Annotated in this window: 16 protein-coding genes; 10 read left to right on the plus strand and 6 right to left on the minus strand. The window is 46.8% G+C overall.

Annotation, left to right across the window (positions count from 1 at the left end):
- The first annotated feature begins 524 nt into the window (after nucleotides 1-524).
- The 4 genes from LRP50_RS11535 to LRP50_RS11550 all read left to right on the plus strand — a co-directional run bounded on the left by LRP50_RS11535 (nucleotide 525) and on the right by LRP50_RS11550 (nucleotide 7300).
- The gene (locus LRP50_RS11535; RefSeq protein ID WP_274164614.1) at nucleotides 525-3704 is read left to right on the plus strand and encodes a hypothetical protein; all 3180 of its coding nucleotides are present in this window, start codon (nucleotides 525-527) and stop codon (nucleotides 3702-3704) included.
- A gap of 71 nt (nucleotides 3705-3775) precedes the next feature.
- Nucleotides 3776-4285 (plus strand): toxin-activating lysine-acyltransferase, encoded by a 510-nt coding sequence (locus LRP50_RS11540; RefSeq protein WP_274164615.1) that lies wholly within the window; start codon nucleotides 3776-3778, stop codon nucleotides 4283-4285.
- Nucleotides 4286-4296: 11 nt separating this feature from the next.
- Entirely contained in the window at nucleotides 4297-5979 is a 1683-nt protein-coding gene (locus tag LRP50_RS11545) for a type I secretion system permease/ATPase (protein ID WP_274164616.1), read from the plus strand.
- Nucleotides 5969-7300: an HlyD family type I secretion periplasmic adaptor subunit gene (locus LRP50_RS11550; protein ID WP_274164617.1), complete on the plus strand. Its 1332-nt coding sequence runs from the start codon at nucleotides 5969-5971 to the stop codon at nucleotides 7298-7300. Before LRP50_RS11545 ends, LRP50_RS11550 begins: the two co-directional genes overlap by 11 nt.
- A 241-nt stretch (nucleotides 7301-7541) precedes the next feature.
- Here LRP50_RS11550 and LRP50_RS11555 read toward each other — a convergent pair whose 3' ends face one another.
- Nucleotides 7542-8108 (minus strand): TetR/AcrR family transcriptional regulator, encoded by a 567-nt coding sequence (locus LRP50_RS11555; protein ID WP_274164618.1) that lies wholly within the window; start codon nucleotides 8106-8108, stop codon nucleotides 7542-7544.
- A 144-nt stretch (nucleotides 8109-8252) separates the two neighbouring features.
- Between LRP50_RS11555 and LRP50_RS11560 the strand changes: the two genes are divergently transcribed.
- A complete protein-coding gene (locus tag LRP50_RS11560; RefSeq protein WP_274164619.1) occupies nucleotides 8253-8708 on the plus strand; it encodes a cupin domain-containing protein in 456 nt (151 codons plus the stop codon).
- Between the two features lie 116 nt (nucleotides 8709-8824).
- On the opposite strand, the gene LRP50_RS11565 is transcribed toward LRP50_RS11560, so the two are convergent.
- Nucleotides 8825-9160: a rhodanese-like domain-containing protein gene (locus LRP50_RS11565; protein ID WP_274164620.1), complete on the minus strand. Its 336-nt coding sequence runs from the start codon at nucleotides 9158-9160 to the stop codon at nucleotides 8825-8827.
- Nucleotides 9161-9354: 194 nt separating this feature from the next.
- The gene (locus tag LRP50_RS11570) at nucleotides 9355-10245 is read right to left on the minus strand and encodes a LysR family transcriptional regulator (RefSeq protein WP_274164621.1); all 891 of its coding nucleotides are present in this window, start codon (nucleotides 10243-10245) and stop codon (nucleotides 9355-9357) included.
- A 125-nt stretch (nucleotides 10246-10370) separates the two neighbouring features.
- On the opposite strand from LRP50_RS11570, the gene LRP50_RS11575 reads away from it, so the two are divergent.
- Both LRP50_RS11575 and LRP50_RS11580 read left to right on the plus strand, forming a co-directional pair.
- The gene (locus LRP50_RS11575; protein ID WP_274164622.1) at nucleotides 10371-11300 is read left to right on the plus strand and encodes an NADP-dependent oxidoreductase; all 930 of its coding nucleotides are present in this window, start codon (nucleotides 10371-10373) and stop codon (nucleotides 11298-11300) included.
- A gap of 393 nt (nucleotides 11301-11693) precedes the next feature.
- Complete coding sequence (locus LRP50_RS11580) at nucleotides 11694-11942, plus strand: hypothetical protein (protein WP_274164623.1); 249 nt, start codon at nucleotides 11694-11696, stop codon at nucleotides 11940-11942.
- Between the two features lie 317 nt (nucleotides 11943-12259).
- Here the strand turns inward: LRP50_RS11580 and LRP50_RS11585 are convergent, their stop codons facing one another.
- Both LRP50_RS11585 and zigA read right to left on the minus strand, forming a co-directional pair.
- Nucleotides 12260-12949 carry a DUF1826 domain-containing protein gene (locus LRP50_RS11585; RefSeq protein ID WP_274164624.1) on the minus strand — a complete coding sequence of 230 codons (690 nt, stop codon included), beginning with the start codon at nucleotides 12947-12949 and terminating at the stop codon, nucleotides 12260-12262.
- 4 nt (nucleotides 12950-12953) lie between these two features.
- Nucleotides 12954-14159 (minus strand): zinc metallochaperone GTPase ZigA, encoded by a 1206-nt coding sequence (zigA, locus tag LRP50_RS11590; protein ID WP_274164625.1) that lies wholly within the window; start codon nucleotides 14157-14159, stop codon nucleotides 12954-12956.
- A 286-nt stretch (nucleotides 14160-14445) separates the two neighbouring features.
- On the opposite strand from zigA, the gene LRP50_RS11595 reads away from it, so the two are divergent.
- Nucleotides 14446-15114, plus strand: coding sequence for a hypothetical protein (locus tag LRP50_RS11595; protein WP_274164626.1), 669 nt, complete (start codon nucleotides 14446-14448; stop codon nucleotides 15112-15114).
- 156 nt (nucleotides 15115-15270) lie between these two features.
- Here the strand turns inward: LRP50_RS11595 and LRP50_RS11600 are convergent, their stop codons facing one another.
- Nucleotides 15271-15903, minus strand: a complete 633-nt coding sequence (locus LRP50_RS11600; RefSeq protein ID WP_274164627.1) for a LysE family translocator — start codon at nucleotides 15901-15903, stop codon at nucleotides 15271-15273.
- Between the two features lie 389 nt (nucleotides 15904-16292).
- On the opposite strand from LRP50_RS11600, the gene LRP50_RS11605 reads away from it, so the two are divergent.
- Nucleotides 16293-17396 carry an efflux RND transporter periplasmic adaptor subunit gene (locus LRP50_RS11605; protein WP_274164628.1) on the plus strand — a complete coding sequence of 368 codons (1104 nt, stop codon included), beginning with the start codon at nucleotides 16293-16295 and terminating at the stop codon, nucleotides 17394-17396.
- Nucleotides 17397-17406: 10 nt separating this feature from the next.
- Complete coding sequence (locus LRP50_RS11610) at nucleotides 17407-20523, plus strand: efflux RND transporter permease subunit (RefSeq protein WP_274164629.1); 3117 nt, start codon at nucleotides 17407-17409, stop codon at nucleotides 20521-20523.
- Nucleotides 20524-20600 lie beyond the last annotated feature (77 nt).

The following is a 20600-nucleotide window of genomic DNA, read 5'->3' on the forward strand; positions in this document are numbered from 1 at the left end:
CTGTGAGCATTTCAAAGATCGTATAAAAATATTTCCATCACCGATAAAAAATGTCTCACTTTTAAAAAAGTTCATAATTTATATCGAATGGTTATACCTGCTTCCATAAAAGATTATTCATTCAATAATGACTAAAAATCCACCATACAAAGAAGAGATTACAAAAAAGTTAGTCGTTATGCCCACATAATCAGCTCAGTATCAGAATAATTCACCATCACATCGATTTGTTGCTAAATTGTTAACGTTTCCATTTTGTCATAGTGCTTTTTACTGCACAGATCCCCCAGATGATGATCCAGTCCTATCTAAAAATTTATACATACTTTTTAAACACTTAATCCTCAACAATATTGAATATTTATTCAATGTTATTTAGCATTTGCTAACTTGCACCCTGCCTACTTTTAAACCAACATCCTCACCATTAGTTGCCTACAACAACATTATTCGAAGCTTATGCAGAACATAAAACTGCATATAGGACCCGTAAGTGGAATAAAATAACATTTCGGAGAAAATTAATGACCGTTGATTATGCAAGCACGACGACTGCAACCAATGATGAAGGTGACGCCACGTATACTCAGGCATCTCGGCTCCTTCAGGCTGCTTTTGATTTAAATCTGACTGACGAAGAAAGGGATTCGGCTTTAAACGAATTTATCTACTTCTATCAAGATGATTTTCAGGCATACATGATGGAGCACTATGAAACGAATACTAACGTTACTGTGCTACCGCAGGAGGAACTGACCGATTACATTCTTGAATTTGTATTTTATGAGAACCTTCAGGAAACCTATTCGATAGAGTTGCCAGAGCAACTGCAATTTATTGAGCAGATGTTCAACTACAACGACTCGTTGGAAGATTTAGATTTGCATGCGCGATTTGCCCGTGCCAAAACTATTTCTTCATTTATGAATATCTACAACACCCTGAAGATTGGCCTGATCAAAACGGATGCAGACGGCAAAGTCACTTCGACGTTTACGCCGACACAAATCAACGCCATTTACCTGAATGTTCTGAGTAAGTTTAAAGGAGCAGCCGGGGCCGTATTACTGCCTTCCTACATTCACCAGATTTTCCATTCGGACGATATATCTGGCGTTCTTCAGGGGCTCAGTGGCGTTTTCTACTCGCTGAACTCGCTCACGGAAGCGATTCCAACCGGTGCAACCCTCTCATCTTTTGGCGTATCGACTGGGGCGTGGGGAACCTATTCTGGCGGAGCCGTAAACATTGTCGCTGGCACATTGCAGGTAGTGGCGGGCTTAGTTGGCGCAGCCGCTTCGTTGGCAACACTGATTGAAGGTGAAGAAGCTCAGGACTTTATCGCTGGTGTGGGTGGGCTAGTCGGAAATGCCCTATTGGCGGTATCAGGAGGCTTGCAGGCTGCGGCTGGCGTCGCAACTCTTGTAGCAACTGTGTCGGCATTTTCCGCCGTCATGACACCGGTTGCTGCGGTGCTTGGCGCGGCGGCGGCTGGCGTGGGCGTGCTGGCTTCTGCGGTGATCATTGGCACACATATCGCCACCTTGTGGGCAGATGGCGAACTGTCGATTGAGCAGAAAATAGCCGGCACCATTGATGCCTTCTTGCTGGTGACACCATTAGGCATTTTGGGTGTCGGCGTAACTTCTATCGTCAACATTGTGGATGCTTACAAGACCAAAGCTGAATTGGCGAAGCTGGGAGAGTACGAAACGCTGGAAAACAATGCCGATGGCATCTTGTTTGATGGTGATATGCAAGTGGCACAGCTATTGATAGAGAAAGCGTGGCTCGGCATTATTCCTTTCTACAATGTAATTCCGTGGCTGAAAGGCTTGGTAGAAGAAGGTATTCGCGACCGCGAGCTCAATGAAATCGTCGAAAAATATGGGTCTGTCGATGAGTTTATCAGTCAAGGGTTAGAGTCCCGTGCGCGGTATTTTGCACTATCTATCACCAAAGATATCAATGACTTTATCAATGAAAATGATCAGCTTGATGAGTTCACGAATCTGGGTACCTTTACCACTGAAGAGCTGGGTGAACACATCGAATACTATGCGGCATTTATCCGTAATCCTGAAGCAGCACTTCAGGCAGAACACTACATGCACACCTGGACAGGGAACGGGGGCCCATCACAGAGCAAGATCAACTCAAGTGGCGGAACCTTGGTTATTGATGTGACCAAGGATAACGACAGTGACGTAACCCAGTATGTCAGTGTTCTTACGCATCTGGATGCTTTGAATATCCAAACAGACACTTCTCAAACGGGAAAACATACCTATACAACGGAAATCGTCGGTATTACTGAGGGCAAAATTGTGTTCAATGATGGGGCACGCAACACCATCGTGAACACAAATAACATTGTCACTCAGGCGCTGGTTGATAGCTCGGTGCGTTATTCGTCGTTGAGCTCCAATGAATTTGCATTGACGGCAAATTTAGGAGATGGCGACGATGTGTATTATGGCTCTGCTGCTAAATCCTATCTTGATGGTGGAGAAGGTGTCGATTATATCTCTTACCAGAACCTCAACCGCGGTGTAACGGTCACAGCGGGTGCGGAAGAAGGTGACTATTTCGTTAAAAAATACGGTTACTACAATGTCAAAGTGGCGGTGATTGAGTCGAACGAATATGAAGTAGGTAAAGACACCCACACCATTGAGAGTTTGGGGTACGAAAACCGCAACGTATATTTCAACAATCGAGATACGGTAAAAAATGTCGAAGGCGTTATTGGATCCAACGGTGCTGATAAATTCTATGGCTCTCAATGGGACGATGTCTTCAACGGCGAAGATGGCAATGATTATCTTAGTGGTGCCGATGGTAACGATACCCTGATCAGCGGAAGTGGCAGGGATACGTTACTTGGCGGAAACGGGAATGACAAAATCATCGTTGATCTTGCCGTATATGGGCTAGATACCATTGATGGTGGCGAAGGGATGGACACGGTTGATTTATCCGGTTCAGACCTTAGCTACAGCGCACGTTTTTACGGCCGCTACAGCTATGAAGTTAAGGATGGGAAGAAAACCAAAACCCTTTCTGATTCCTACACTAAGTATCGAAGTGACGAAGCTTCTCTGTACGTCAATCTTGAAGACGAAGAATATAGTCTTACCGCCAACCACAGCAGCTCTGCAATTCGTTGGTATTCCTCGGTAGATGGAAAGTACCACTATGCCTACGACAAAACAGGACAGTTTGTTAAAGAAGGCACTATCGCCAATGTTGAAAACCTTATTGCCACTGACGGCGACGACGTGGTCTACGACAGCATGGGCGACAACACCATTTCTGGTGGTAAAGGCAATGACCTTCTGGTTTCCAGTGGTGGCAGCGACATCCTGGTCGGTGGCGAAGGCAATGACAAACTGGTCGCCAACGAAGGATTCAACCTCCTCTTTGGCGGGGAAGGCAGTGACACCTTTGCCATTGGTTCCTCTTTTACCGGCGGCACACTGTTGATGGACTTTGTTTCCGGATCGGTAGCCGCAGCAGACACCGACGAGCTGGCCGACACAATCGAAATCGCCAGTAACTTTGCAGACAGCTTTGAAGAGCTACTCTCCTTTGCGACGGAATACCGCGGGAATACAACCTTCGAATTCAATGAAAACGCATCTTTAACGTTGAGAGACGTCGAGGTCGCCGATTTGAATGCGCAGGATTTCCGCTTCGTGTAATCCATACCTGAACGAAAACTGATAACAAAGGTGGCATGAAACGTTGGCATGCCCCCTTAAGGAGAGTTGCGATGAAACTGACTTATGGAAAAGGTGCTTTGAGTGAAGCGTGCTGGATGTGGATGCAATCGTCCCTGCACCGTGATTGGCCCGTACGTATTATGCAGGCGTCGGTGATCCCGGCGTTTCAGAACAGTCAATATTACATTTTCAAAGACGACAGTGAGATCGTCGGCTACGTCAGCTGGGCATTTTTCAATGAAGAAACGGAAGTGAAATACATCGCCAAACCCCACAGTCTAGATACAGACGAGTGGCGAAATGGCAATCGATTGTGGTTTCCTGATTTTATCGCCACAGACGGCTATGCCCGCCAAATGGTATCTATCCTTCGTACCGAAGTGTTTCCCAATAACATTGCCCGTTCACTTCGGGTGAAAAAAGACAGCACACACGGGCGCATCATCACCTATCAAGGCGTGAATATGATTGGTCGAGTGAAGGAGTGCCTTCAGCCGATCAACTTTGATAAATCCGATGTGCTTCGCCCTGCCGAAGATACGCTATCGAATCTGGGTTAGGGGTTTGAATCATGTTGTTTTCAACTGTTAAGCCGGCGTTAGGGTCGGTAGCTGTAGTCAGCTTTGCGATCAACTTGCTAATGCTGACAGGCCCCATATTCATGTTGCAAATCTATGACCGAGTACTCGCTAGTGGCTCGATTCCAACATTGTTGGTGATCTGCGGGTTTGCCGTCATCCTTTATAGTTTTTTCGGCATCTTTGATGCACTTCGGGGTAGGATCCTTAGTCGAATTGGGCAGAAGATTGACATTCATTACTCGGGTACTTGTTTTGACCTGTCATGCCGTTTACCCACCATGTTAGGAGCCAAAGGCAGTGTGTTCCGCCCGGTTCAGGATCTCGAGCAAATTCGCCAATTTGTGGCAAGCCCAGGCCCGGCGATGTTTTTCGACATGCCCTGGCTACCTTTCTACCTTGCATTAGTTTACCTTTTTCATCCCCTTTTAGGCATAGTGGGCATTGTGGGTGCGCTGGTACTTATTGCTTTTCTTGCACTGAATGAATGGTTGTCAAAAACACCCTCAGAAGAAGCCTCGAAGGAAAGCAGTTACCGCCAGAAACTTGCTGAGGAAGGGCGAACTCATTCAGAAGCGATTTGCGCCATGGGGATGCAAAGTGCTCTGGTACGTCGTTGGAATGAAAGAAACCGCTCGTTTCTGCCGCGCCAGCGCCATGCAACCGATGTTTCCGGCGTGTTTGGTTCTGCCACCAAAACCATCCGCTTTATGCTGCAGTCTGCTGTGCTGGCGATGGGGGCATGGTTAACCATTAAACAGGAAATTTCACCGGGTGTGATGATTGCGGCATCCATTCTGGTGGGGCGTGCTTTAGCTCCCGTTGAGCAGGCAGTTTCCCAATGGAGGGGATTTCAGGGAGCGCGATCTGCGTACAACCGACTTTCCAAGCTGTTGGAACTCGCCAAAACCAAACCTGAAGTGATGGACATTCCATTACCAAAAGACAACCTTTGCATCAATTCGTTGGCCTGCGCTCCGGCAGGCATAAGTAAGCCCGTGCTTCACGGGATTTCATTCCAACTCAATGCGGGTAATGCCGTTGCGATTATCGGCCCTTCCGGCGTAGGAAAATCTACGCTGGCCCGCACGGTTTCCGGTTTGGCCCCTCCTTTGATGGGTGATGTGCGTTTTGACAGCGCAGAACTGGAACGTTGGAGCGATGAGCAGCTTGGCGACATCATTGGATATCTTCCTCAGGAAGTGCAGTTGTTTGATGGCACCATCGCTGAAAATATCGCCCGTTTTGTCGCCGATGTTGATGCAGACAGCGTCATTGAAGCGGCAAAGATGGCGTCAATCCATGAACTTATCCTTCAATTCCCCGATGGTTACGACACCTTGATTGGTGCCGAGAGCATGTCACTATCTGGCGGCATGAAACAACGTATTGCACTGGCACGAGCCATGTATGGCACCCCGTTCCTTGTTGTGCTGGATGAACCCAATTCAAACCTCGATGCCGATGGTGACAGTGCGCTGACGGCGGCTATCCATTCGCTGAAAAAGAGAGGCAGCATGGTCATCATTGTGGCGCACCGCCCGAGTGCTTTGACGGCGGTGGATTATGTACTGACGTTGGGAGAGGGCCGCATGAAGAGCTTCCTTCCAAAGGATAAAGCCCTGGGACAGTTAGTGAATTCGGTGCCAAAGCAGGAGAGCAATCGTGGTAGATAATGCATACATCGACAAGTCAGCTGAAAAAGATGTCGACAACAGTTTAAACAGCCACAAAAAAACGATGTGGGTGCTTGCATTGCTTCTCGCGTTGCTTATTGGCGGCTGGGCTGGGTTCCAGAACATTTCTGGTGCGGTTATTGGCTCCGGCGTCATCGTGGTGGAAAGCAATGCCAAGCAGGTTCAGCACCCCACTGGCGGCATTGTTAGTACCATTTATGTCGATAATGGTGATGAGGTGAAGGCGGGACAGCCCATCGTGCTTTTTGACAGCGAACTTATCGAAACTAAGTTGACTATCACCTATCAGCAACTCGTCGAACAGATCGCCAAGCTTGCTCGGCTTGAAACGGAAAGAGATGAGCGACTCACGATCAGTTTCCCGCTAATTGAAGGGAAAAACATCATTGAGCAAGAAGAAATTGACAATATATTCGCTAGCCAGCAGGCATTGTTTCGTAAGCGAAAAGCGTCACGGGTGTTACAAAAAGAAGGTATTGAACAACAAATAGCTAGTATGAACCTCCAAATCACCTCTCTCAAATCCAAAGTGGTGGCAAAAAATCGTGAAGCCAACATCTTAAAGCAACAGATCAAGGACACGCGTAAGCTAAGAGACAAACAATTCGTTAGCAAAGAGATTATGCACCGCTTTGAGCGCGAGCTATTGATTGTGCAGACAGAAATCGCCGAAGCGAAAAACCAGATTGCGATCGCTCGCCAAGAAATCAGCGGTAATCACTTAGCGTTAGCGCAGATCGATACCGAACATCGAACTGAAGTGCTCGCCACACTACAAGACACGCGCTATCGCATCGGTGACTTGAGGAATGAATATTTCTCTCTCGCTGATGACCTAAAACGCATTGTTATCAAAGCTCCCGTTACGGGCTACGTGCACAACCTTGTGGTTCATACTCGTGGTGGGGTGGTAACATCAGGGCAAGTGATCATGGAAATTATACCCAAAGAAGACAACCTGATCGTGGAAGCGCAGATAGCCCCCAAAGACATTGATCAGATCCACCCAGGACAGCTCAGTCGAGTGAGATTCCCCAGCTTTAATCAAAAAACGACGCCCGATCTGTATGCTGAACTTTCACTGATTTCGCCCGATTTAGTTCAACAAAGCCAAGAGATGGCGCCAGTTTACATGGCGAGGCTAAACATCGCAGCAAGTGAGCTAGATAAGCTCAACGGTAAAAGCCTTATCCCAGGGATGCCTGTGGAAGTGTTTTTTACTACTGAAGAGCGCTCTGTCCTTTCATACTTGATGAAGCCAATCGTCGACCAAATACAGCACTCTATGAGAGAGAGATAAACCCAATAATATTCCCGTTTAATTCACATAGGTATTCCAACGTGTCCGATGTGAATTTCTTCGCCAGCAGTTTTCTGCTGGCTTTTTTGATCATAAGCTTCGCGTGGGATACAACGAGGTCAAAGGATCATTCAATTCGCTGGCCGCACAGGTCTCTAGCTCCATCAATGCAGAGTGTGAATTTTAAAGTACGCCAATCAAACTCACTATAATCGCCGCATGCTTCTTTTTAGCGTCACCATTACTTTAGTAATTGCGGTGCTTTTGAAATACAGGCGGCTAGTAGTTCATCAATCGTCTCTTGGTCATTCAGCGCACGTGATACCACGACCCCGCCAATCAATAACGCTGCCAATGACAAAGCGCTTTGCCGGTCGGTGATACTCCCATCAGTTTTGCTTTCCAATATATCGATCATCCCTTGAAACACACGGGTATAAGCATCCTTTGTCTCGCCATTCTGGTTTGGCGTATCGGTTGCAAATGCAGCAAGTGGACATGGCGAAAACTTTTGGTCGACATGCTCATGGCAGAGATAAGTACTCACTATTTTATCAACGCTCAAAGCACCTTCTGATTTTCTAAGGATCTCTGCCAACGGACTATGTTCCGTTGCTGCAGAAACCGCTTCTTTGTAGAGTTCTTGCTTGGAGTCAAAATGCGCGTAAAACGCCCCATGTGTGAGTTTTGCATCTTTCATCACATCACCCAGTGAAACACGATTAAAACCCTTCTGTGCAAAAAGCTTCACTGCACTTTTTAAAATTTTCTGTTTCGTTTCCTGTTTTCTCGATTCAGGCCAAGGCATGGTGACTCCAGAATATTATGTTGAACATATAGTCAATCATCTTAATCTCTTCCCTATTCAGAAAGAAAGCTCGGCATCGCTTCTTTCTGGACACTCCGCATTTTCAAATTGATTTATCTCCAAACTACGTAAGGGATCAACACGATGAAAAATCTCACTACACTATCAAAAGGTAACAACCACTGCGCAGTCTCACCCGGTCGCTTGGATGCCATAGGCCAATTCACATTCACCCATGAAGCGGTACCGTTCAAAATTGAAGGCAAGGTATTTGTGAGCGAAGCGCTTGGCATGTCTGGCGGCATTCTCTCACTCAACAAGCTTGCCCCCCATGCTTCCATGCCTTTTCATCACACCCATATTGAACATGAAGAGATCTACATCTTCATCGACGGTAAGGGAGAAGTGATGATCGACAATGATCGTTTTGAAGTAGAACCGGGATCGGTCGTGCGTGTTGCACCAGAAGGTGTGCGCTGTTGGAGAAATTTGGCTGATGAGCCGCTCTACTATGCCGTTCTGCAAGTTAAGAAGGGTGAAAAGGTTATTAAAACGACTATTGAAGATGGAAGAGGTGTAGATCGCCCTGTCGTATGGTAGCTACAAATAAACGCTTCTTGGATGGACGCAGTCAGGCGTTCATCCAAAGATGTGTGAGACAACCAGAGGAGCAGCAAAACAAAGTTGCGTTGAACTCCAACTCACACATCATCAAATCACTCACCTAGCAAACCGCGCTGCTCTCTCGCATCTTCAATACCACCCGCATTAAACACGTTCTGATAGCCTTCAGCCTTGAGCGCTTTCATTGCTTTTCCTGAACGAACGCCACTAAGGCAATACAGGCGAATTTCTTGATTTTTATCCGGGTATAGCGCCGTCACTTCTTTCACGATATCTGAATGGGAGAACCTGACGTCGCCGGGAATGTTATCGAAAAAATGCTCCGCCGCACTTCTCGTATCAATCCATACCGCCTCAGCATTTACAGCCGCACTCAGCACCATAGCCACGAGACCGATAACAATACGTTTAGTATTAAACAACGTCATGACACTCACTTCCTATCTACTCAAATATGCTTTGCTCTCACTCATTCTTACATTATCCGCTATCAATAGGCAGTTTGTTAAATGGATAGAGAGCGATGAATCACAGCGATGACACTCAGATGGCAGCCCATAATGACGAGTCAATACATGGGCGGACTGTGAGTAATTTCTTTGGTGCAGTGTAAGACATGCGCTCAACAAACTTCCATATGCCGTTGGAACCATTCTTGGAAAAAGGCGATAAATTTATGCGTCTTGACTGGCGTAAATGCGCGTTCAGGGTAAACGGCACTAATATCAATACTTGAAGGATAACAATGGGGAAGCAAAGTCACTAAGTCGGGATTAGCATTTTTAAAATACGCCGGTAAAAAAGCGATGCCCTGACCGGTTTCAACCATCTGCCGCACAAAGTAAGTGCTGTTCACCCGAACTTTCTTCGGGATCGTCACTTTATCGGTCCCTTGGTCGTGTTTGAAAGTGAAGACGGTATTTTTCACATAAGTGTGCCCTATAAACCTATGTGTGACGAGATCAGACGGTTGTAGAGGTTCGCCGTACTTTTCGATATAACTTTTTGAAGCCAATAAGTGCGTTACCATCTCTCCAATATTCTTTCGGATAAGAGAAGAATCGGGCATTGTCGTGCTTGCCCGAATACACAAATCAAACCCTTCCTCCACCAGATCGACGATGCGATCGTCAATCAGAATATCTAAATCAATGTCAGGATAAAGCGCCATAAACTCCGTGCAGCATGCCGCGGTATTCTTCTCACCCAAAATGCTTGAGAAACTGATCCTTAACCTGCCGGAAGGTGTTCCTTTCAATTCGGTTAGATTCGATTCCGCCACGGAAATATGTTCAAGAATTTGCTGACACTGCGTTAAATACACTTCCCCAGCTTGCGTCAAATTAATAGAACGCGTTGTGCGTTGTAGAAGGCGTACTCCCAGCTCGCCTTCTAAATAGGCCATTTGCTTGCTGATGTAAGAAGGCGACACACCAAATTCAGCCGCTGTACGGGAGAAATTCCCAGCTTCCGTAACGCGAACAAACGTTCGCATGGCATCGAGTTTATCCACTCATCTGTTCCATATTGGAATAATTGTTTCCATATTATCCCTATTTTTAATCTTTATTGGAATAAATATGATAGCGCTATCAAAACGAAGACACCTAGAAACCGACACAATTGAAGGGTAACAATATGAAAGCACTGCGTATTACAGACTATGGTCAAATTTCAATGGAATCAGTCAACCGCCCTGTTCCAGGAGAGGGTGAAGTGCTGGTTAAAGTCGCTGCGGCAAGCATTAACCCCGTCGACTGGAAAATCGCAAACGGTGATTTGGCGGTACTTGTTAACCAGCCACTGCCATTAACACTAGGATGGGACATGGCTGGCGAGGTGTTGAAGCTTGGAGCAAACGTCAATGCATTCAATGTTGGTGACCGCGTGTTTGCAATGCCTGTGATTGGCTACGACGGTGCCTTTACCGAATATTGCATTGTTAAAGAATGCCATCTGGCAAAAGCGCCAATCTCCGTCGATTTAGTCGCAGCCGCTGCGCTCCCATTGGTGAGCTTAACGAGTTGGCAGGCAATGTTTAACGCGGGTCAGCTTGAAGCAGGTCAACGTGTTCTGATTCATGCCGGAGCAGGTGGCGTCGGCCACATCGCTATTCAATTAGCTAAAGCCAAAGGCGCTGTCGTTATCACAACCACTTCGGAGGCAAATGCGGAATTCGTTGCCCAACTCGGCGCAGATGAAATCATAAACTATAACGAAGTGGATTTTGAAACCGCGCTAGCTAACGCGAAAGTGGACATGGTGTTTGATACTTTGGGCGGTGAAACGCAGTTTAGATCGCTGAACGTGCTAAAACGTGCCGGAAAGCTTGTATCGATCACTGGCTTAACACCTGAGACAGAGGCGAAAGCCAACATATTGGGCATATCCGCTGAGTTTGTCTTTGTTCAGGCCAATGGTGAGCAATTGCGCCAAGTTGCAGAATTGGTAGACACTGGTCAATTGACCGTGAATGTGGCACAAACCTTTAGCTTTGAAGATATCACCACCGCATTTGATATTAGCGCTCAAGGCCACGTTCGTGGCAAGCTGGTGATGAAGATCTAGTCATCACATCGAACATTCTAGGGTGCTCAGTCGAGCGCCCTATTTTTATACCATTCCAATACACCTAACCAACCCGACATTCATTGCATATCGCTTTCGTAATTATGTGGCCTCGCAACAATTCAATTCGGCTTTTATCCGGTGATAAATACCGAACATCATACTGGAATGCTTCTTGTATTGATAAATTCATAGCCTTATTTCTTGGGTTATAACGAAGGGAAATTTTCAATTTGCAAATAATCTGCTTTTTGAGAAACAAAATAGTACACGTTACATACCATAAGGGCATATCAATGAATAATGGTTCTAAATTAATTTTATCGTCAAGCTTACTTCTCATATCCACATATACCTACGCTGTACCCGATGCAGTATGTGGAAACGGAAAGCATGTTGGTCAGTATTCTAGGAAAAGACGCAAGCGATAAGTATCTACTATCTCAGTACATGGGAAGCGAAAATATTGCTTTCCTCTTAGACGGAGAACGGGTTGATACTCTCTTCACCGCTAGATTCTATGCGGCGACCACGCTAGCAAATCTACAAAGACTTCTGGACGAATCACAGCCTATGCCCCTCGCCCTCTCTATATATGGACCTATCGATAACCAACATTGCCAACTGTTTATGACATCATAAAACTGGTGATCATTTTTGATAATAAGGATGAAGCAAAGAAGAACTTTAACAGCACCATTAATAAAGATGACTTGGTATTTAAGCTTATGATCCGCCAGTCTAAGATCCACCGTTAAATCTATCTCTCTGACGTGCATAAGGTTTCAGCTGAAAAGCTAAAAACAAACCTAAAATTTAGTGTGACTTATTACTTAATCAACTCTCACATTTCTCACACAGTCATGAATCACTGGAGGATAAGCTATTGGTTAGGCTATACAAGTCAATACGGTGGTTCCAAGATAGATATACCCGTTGCTCGAATCTGACCCTTTCGGTCAATCCGCAAAATCGAGCGTTAAAAGCAACCGGCTTTGGCTTGGATCGTGTGCTGGAGACCTATGCACAAGGCCAGCCTCTTCGTTTCCTTCCCAACTCTCGCCTTTGAGTAAAGCAACATCAAAACAGTGAAGCTGACGGATATCTTCCTTGCCATTGAATAACCCTGATTCGTTGTCCGGCTTACCGCCGCTTCCCATGCCCAACTTAGATTGGTCTGCCAGATTGTGTGGTAACCATTCTGTCGCGACGTTTTGATACGTGGTGACCAAGCGACAAGGGACTTTATCGGTGTGAAAACGGGGACACATAGCTTTATCAATCACCGTTAACCGCAAGCCTGCACGTTTGAGATCAAACAAGCAGCAGAACATGTTCACCAGTAACTCAATGTCGTTGATCAGCATTTGATGCAACAGCGGATCGAGGGATTCCTCTAAGCTTTCACGTACATTGTCTGGCGTGACATTCATTGACGCTCGGTAATGGGGTTTCTCAATGATCAACGCGCTGACGGCATTTTGAACGGCCTCAGGAAGCTCTCGCTCCCAAACCGCAATGTTGGTGTCGTCACGGTAGATATCACCTAACACAGTAGGACACGTTCCGATGGCTTCTCTGCGTGTCAGTATTTCTGTCGAGCGATGCGCCATTGGGGTTATTTGTGAAGATGAAAGATCAGAATACATGTGGTCACTCCGTGTTGATGAAAGGGTCGGTTACGCCTTTCCAGTGTGCATGGCCTAGAGAAAGCTCATCGTCGCTCAATAGGCACGCATCGAGATCGGACATCATTTGAGCTTGATCTAACCCTTGCCCGATGAAAACAAGCTCTTGACGCTTGTCGCCAAAAGGTTCTATCCATTGCTTTTGAATGGATTCAAGGTAATCGCTGTCTGTCGGCCATTCGTCCTTAGGTACGGCTTTCCAGAAGAGTCCCGCTGCGCCATATCGCGCCATACCACCAGCTTGGCTCCACTGCCATGCAAAATCAGGGTGGGAAGCTAGCCAGAAATACCCCTTTGAACGCAGCAACTTTCCATAGCTTTCGGTGCGATGAAGGAATTGATGAAATTTTTCAGGATGGAAAGGACGGCGTGCCAAGTAGCTAAAGCTACCAATGTTGTACTCTTCCGTTTCCGGTATATGTTCACCGCGCATTTCCTTTAACCAGCCCGGTGCTTGTTGGGCACGTTCAAAATCAAACAAGCGGGTATTCAAGATCGCATCTATTTCCACTTTGCCTTCTGCAATGGGGATGATCTCAGCTTGGGTATTGAGGCTTTTTAGAATGGCGATTAGGCGCTGCAGTTCGTCTGGTGATGCTAAGTCTGTCTTGCTGATCAGAATAACATCGGCAAACTCCACTTGATCGACAAGGAGGTCGGCGACACTTCGCTCGTCCTCCTCGCCAAGCGATTCTGCCGTTTCGGTGAGATCTTTGGCTTCGTCAAAATCCTTCAGAAAGTTAACGGCATCGACCACTGTGACCATGGTATCGAGCTCGGCTACATCAGAAAGTGAAACGCCATCGTCATCCGTGAATGTGAAGGTTTCAGCAACAGGAAGGGGTTCAGAAATGCCTGTAGATTCAATCACGAGGTAGTCAAACTTTCCGCTGTTGGCGAGTTTAGAAACCTCAACCAGTAAATCTTCACGCAAAGTACAACAGATACACCCGTTACTCATTTCAACGAGCTTTTCTTGGCTGTGATTCAGCGATACTTGGTCTTTCACTATCGCTGCATCTATATTGATTTCGCTCATGTCATTCACGATGACGGCGATTTTCTTTCCGTCAACATTGTTGAGTAGATGGCTGAGGATGGTGGTTTTGCCCGCCCCAAGAAAGCCAGATAGCACTGTTACCGGTAATTTATTTAGTGCAATTGACGACATGGATATACACCTCGGCCTAATTCTATTTGATATGTTATAACATAACATTTATAACAGAAAAATTGTCAATTCCAAAATCTCTGGTGGTCGGCGGAAAGCCCCTTGTGTGATCGAGGATCGAACTAGGTTTGATTCAGTGAGCACTTTTTATCTGAAAGGTGTTTGCTTTTCTTCATGCCTTCTTAGCAATGAGCAACCGCTAAAAAGTAAATTGCGTTAGCTTAGTTATCTGCGTATTCGTCGCTCACAAAGCGAGTTGAGACAATAGTTTGATAGGGATATCACGATGTTTGGTGACACACTTTCAGCGGCATTAAGGTTCACGGTTAGGCACAAACTGGTGCTGTTGCGCATCACCATTATCCCGATTTTGTTGGCGATATTGTTGCAACTAGTTGCTATGGAATTACAGAGTGAACTGTTTAATTGGACAGTCATGTTCATTGAGGCTTTGCTTAGTTCAATCATCGCCATCAACGTCCACCGCATTGTACTAAAGGGCGAAGACTCCGTCCCTCACTGGGGGCGTTTCACCATTGGCAAGATAGAGCTGTGGTTTTTTGCTCATTATCTTAGTCTTTGGTTCGGTGTTTATGCGATCTTTTTGCTGACACCGCTTATCGGTTTTGTCGCGGGAGTATTGGCGATTGTTGCTGGAATTATATCTTGCCGTTTATGTATAGTGTTTCCAGCAATTGCACTTGGGAAAGGCGTGTCGTTTCCTTATGCATGGCAACTCACTGCTCAGAAAACCCTGTATATGCTCTGTGTCGTTGCAATTGCACCATTCATCTTTGGCTTATTCTTAGTCCCTATCGCTCTCCTCTCACCGCTTCCTGCTTTGTTCACCTTTTTTAGCTATGTCGTCACCATTCTTGCTGTGATCACCCTCTCCTTCGCTTATCAAAACCTAACCGAAGCGCCTGAACCTGTGGCACCAGATGCTGAGAAGTAGCGTTTTGTTCCCATGACTCTCATTGCTAGAATGGCTGTCTTCTAAATGTCAGCAATCACACTAATGATCAGACAAAACAACCTTCAACTTAGGCCAGTGCGTTAACCACCCCTTTGATTTCAAACGGTCTTCAAATACCGACTGTTCTCTTTGCAATCAGCGATCGCTAATCGCCACTTTGCCAGCTAGCCCAATCAACAACACACCTGAGACGCCCTCCAATGCTCGCGAATAGCGTTGGGCATTCGGTCGACGGAAAGCCCAACTGCCGATGGAGGCATACAACACATTAATCACTGTCGCTAGCCCGCTGAACAGTAAGCCAAGTATTAGCAATTGTAGCGACGCAGATCCTGTCGATGTATCAATAAACTGTGGCAAGAAAGAGAGGAAGAACAGCGCAACCTTGGGGTTCAATACACTCACGATCACGCCTTGCAAAAACACATTTTTGTTTGATGCCAAAGCGTCATCTTCAGTCAAAACCACCTTACTGCCCCCTTTCCACATAGAGAGCAAAGACTGGATACCCAAATACATTAAGTAGGCAGCACCTAACCACTTCACGACACTAAACAAGACCGCAGAGCTTAGAATAATTGCTGATAGCCCCAAGCACGCGGCAAGCGTATGGACAAAGTAGCCAACACCTAAGCCAAACGCCGCTTTCATGCCGGTGGCCATTTTCCCCTTCATTGTGTTGGACACAATGTAGATAACATCAGGCCCCGGGATCATGTTGATAGCAAGGCAAGCGACCACAAATAACAGCAGCGAGTTAATATCCATTTCAGATTCTCCTTGTCCAATGTTGATTGGTTTACTGCTTAACGGGGTAGTCAACTAAGGCGCTAAGATTGGCGCATTGAGAATAAACAAAAAATCAATTCATTGTTTTTGATTGTATTTTATAGCACTCCCAGCCTACGCGTGCCAACGCCCCATCTCCCATTGGCTTTTATAAACGTTCATTGAACGTCAATTGATACGCTATGACGTGTAAAGAAGTGCGGGCACATTGCCGCTGTTTCGTCCCAACAAGGACACACTTCGAATTTACTCGCAGCATATACTTTTTAAAGCACGCAGTCGGCGAAGTGAGCCGTGTTGCAACTACGCCGGCACTTTCTGCTGGCACTTTCTCGCCACCCTAGAAGAAAAAGCATGGAGAATCACACATGAGTAAGTGGGTAATAGGGATGATTGTGATCGTCGTGCTTGCCTTCGGCACAGTGATTGGTTTCAACCTCTTCGTAAACAATAAGATAAAAGACACACTCGCTAACTTGCCAGAGCCTGTGTACCCCGTCACTACTGCCAAACTCTCCCCAACTGTTTGGCCACAAAGCATCAGCGCCATCGGCTTTATTGAACCCAATCAAGGCGTCGATGTGTCCAACGAAGTGTCTGGCATTGTTAACGCCATCAACTTCAAAAATGGCGGTTCAGTATCTCAGGGGGATGTGTTAATTGAGCTGGATGCATCGGTTCAAAAAGCAGACTTGAAAGCCCAGCAAGTGCAGCTTCCTTCCGTTCGCGATGATTACAATCGCCTCGTCAAACTCTACAAAGAGCGCTCAGTGTCAGAGCAAAGTGTCGAAACTGCGCAGTCAAAATATCAGGCAATGCTAGCAAACATTGAAAGCTTACAAGCGACCATTGCACTGCGAGAAATCAAAGCGCCATTCAATGGGCTACTGGGGATTAGAAACGTCAACCTTGGCCAATATGTTTCAGTGGGAACCGATCTCGTTCGCTTGGAAGATCTTTCAGTGATGCGAGTTCGTTTCAGTGTCCCGCAAGCAGAGCTAGGAAGCATCAGCATTGGGCAAGCAATCTCTTTGACAGTCGAAGCCTACCCCGATCGCACTTATAAAGGGGCGATCAATGCGATTGAGCCTGTCGTGAGTAACCAAACAGGCTTAGTGGTGGTGCAGGCTGAACTGCCAAATGATGATCGCTCATTGCGAGGCGGCATGTTCGCCGACGTGAATATTTCACTCTCCAATCTTGATGATCAATTTGTTGTCCCTCAAACCGCCATCGTTTTCGCCCTCTATGGCAACTCCGTGTACGTTGTCGAGAAGAAAGACAATGAGACACGCGTGAAACAAGTCACCGTTGATGTAGCGCAACGCAGCGGTAACGATGCGTTGATCACTGGCGATCTAAAGTTTGACGATGAAGTCGTGACAACAGGCATATTGAATTTGGGCAACAACGCCAAAGTAGACGTTGTCCCGAACCCTATTTCGGTGCCTGACAAGATGCCTCAACTTTAAGGAGCCGGACATGAAATTTACCGATATTTTCATACATCGTCCGGTCATGGCGGCATCGCTCAGCGTGCTGCTACTGTTGCTAGGGTTGAACGCTCTTAAAGATCTGCAAGTGCGCCAATACCCTGAAATGACAAATACCGTGATCACCGTAACCACGCCGTATCCCGGTGCCGATGCCAACCTGGTTGAAGGCTTCATTACTCAGCCACTTGAACAAGCGCTCGCACAGGTGGACAACCTTGATTTTATGACCTCCGCGAGCCAATTAGGCTCTTCGAGCATTGTGTTGAACATGATGCTCAATACCAACCCAGAAGCCGCGCTTGCAAATGTGCTGTCACAGATTAACTCAGTCACCAACCAGTTACCCAAAGAAGCCTATGACCCCTCGGTAACTTCATCGACAGGCTCAACCACCTCTATTATGTATATCTCTTTCTTTAGTGGTGATTTGAATTCTAGCCAAATAGCGGACTACTTAGAGCGCGTGGTTAACCCTCAGCTATCAACCGTCAACGGCGTATCAAACATCGTTATGATGGGGGGCGCTCCGTTTGCCCTTCGAATATGGCCAGACCCGAAAAAACTGGGGCAATATGGCATATCAACGTCTGAGCTTGTTGGTATTTTGCAGCAAAATAACTACCAATCCGCCGTCGGCCAATTCAATAGCTTTTTCACCGTATTGAACAGCACCATTGATAGTCAGGTAGATACGGTTGAAGGACTGAAAAACCTGATCATAAAAAGTGATAATGGTCAGGTTGTCATGCTGCGTGATGTTGCAGAGGTTAACTTGAGCAAAAGCAGCGACAGTTCCCGTGCACTCGCCAATGGACGAGAAGCGGTTATTGTTGGCATTAACGCCACGCCCACTGCTAACCCGCTTGATGTCGCGGCGGGCATACGCGTGCAGTTTGACTCGATAAAACGTAATCTCCCCTCCACCATCAAAGCCGAGGTGTTGTACGACTCCACGCTCGCCATTACCGACTCCATCGATGAGGTGGTAAAAACCATTATTGAAGCGGCAGTGATCGTCATTATTGTGATTCTTCTGTTCCTCGGCTCGTTCCGTGCTGTTGTCATCCCTATCGTGACGATTCCCTTATCACTGATTGGCGTCATGGTCGTGATGCAGGCCTTTGGTTTCACACTGAACTTGATGACCTTGCTCGCCATGGTATTGGCGATAGGATTGGTGGTGGATGATGCCATCGTGGTGGTGGAAAACGTCGACCGCCACATCAAAATGGGCACGCCCCCATTTAAAGCGGCGCTTGAAGGCACGCGTGAGATTGCCGTTCCCGTGATCTCGATGACCATCACACTGGCAGCGGTTTACGCGCCCATCGCATTGATGGGCGGCGTCACCGGATCCTTGTTTAAAGAATTTGCGTTAACACTGGCAGGTTCAGTGTTTATCTCAGGTTTTGTTGCATTAACACTCTCCCCCATGATGTGTTCGAAAATACTCAAACATCATGAGACACCGAGCAAGTTTGAAGCCACTGTTGAACGCGTTCTAGGCGGACTCACAAAGCGCTATGAACGCGCCCTTCACGCTGTGCTTGACCGAAAACCAGTCGTCGTCGTATTCGCAATACTAGTGTTGGTGTCTTTGCCCATCATCTTCTCCTTCATCCCGTCACAACTCGCTCCGGATGAAGATCAGGGTGTAGTGGTTGTGATTGGCAGTACGCCTTCGACATCAAACAATGACTACATCCAATCAAATATGGAGCTCATCGGTAAAATCATCTCTGACCAACCTCAAGCAGAGGCCTCACTCGCCATGATTGGTGTGCCCACCAGCAGCCAAGGTATTGCAATAGGACCATTGATCCCCTGGAGTGACCGTACACAAAGCCAAAAGGAAATTTCAGCGACAATCAACGCAGCAGCCAAGAAAATACCGGGCATCAATGCGACAGCCTATCAAATGCCCTCGTTACCAGGAGCATCAGGCGGTTTGCCCGTACAATTTGTTATTACAAGCCCTGCGGATTTTGAAACCTTATATAACATCGGCAGCAAAATATTGGAGAAGGTGAAAGCCAGCCCTTTGTTTGTTTATTCCGATGTGAACTTAAAATATGACTCAGGCTTAGTGCAACTTTCCATTGACCGCGAAGCCGCAGGCGCATATGGCGTCACCATGCAAGCTATCGGCTCGACATTAGGCACCATGATGAGCGGTGGTTACATTAACCGCGTGAACATTGATGGACGCTCTTATGAGGTCACCCCAGAAGTTGAACGTGTCGACCGCGCCAACCCGCACCTTATCAATCAGTTCTATGTGACGGCGCAAAATGGTGCCGCCATTCCACTCTCTAGCTTGGTGAGCTTTGAAGTGAATGGACAAGCCAAATCCTTGCCTCACTACAATCAGATGAACTCGATTTCAATTGAAGGTGTTCCCGCTCCTAATGTCGCAATGGGAGATGCCATTAGCTTCCTAGAAAACCTTGCGGTGACCGATTTGCCGCAAGGCTACACCTATTCATTTATGGGTGAAGCGAGACAATTCGTAGAAGAAGGAAGTTCGCTCTATCTAACGTTCGCACTGGCATTAGCAATTATTTTCCTTGTACTTGCCAGCCAGTTTGAAAGCGTGCGTGACCCGTTGGTGATCATGTTCACCGTGCCGCTCGCCATCAGTGGTGCGTTAATTGCGTTGGGCTGGACACATATCTCAGGCGAAACTTCTATGAACATTTACTCGCAGGTCGGCTTGATTACCTTGGTTGGGCTTATCACCAAGCATGGCATTTTGATGTGTGAAGTGGCGAAAGAAGAACAAATCATGAAAGGAGTTTCGAAGCAGGAAGCCATTGTGGAAGCCGCCACCGTGCGCTTACGCCCTATTCTGATGACAACATCTGCCATGATAGCAGGGTTAATCCCGCTGCTATACGCCACCGGCGCAGGTGCTGCATCACGCTACAACATTGGCTTGGTAATTGTGGCTGGTCTCGCTGTGGGCACCATGTTCACCTTGTTTGTACTCCCTGTGATGTACACCTATATCTCAGGAGGACACAAGTTCCACGAAGGCGAACTGGACGATGACGTAAACGACAAAACGGATGCGATTTCAGAGCAGCCAAATACCAGCCATTAGCCACCGTGACCATTAAGACTAACCGTGCTCAGTCCTCTTGACTGAGCACGGTTTATATTCATCAGTAAACCTCGCTG

It is taken from the genome of Enterovibrio gelatinilyticus (genome assembly GCF_028683095.1).
Classification (GTDB): Bacteria; Pseudomonadota; Gammaproteobacteria; order Enterobacterales; family Vibrionaceae; genus Enterovibrio; species Enterovibrio gelatinilyticus.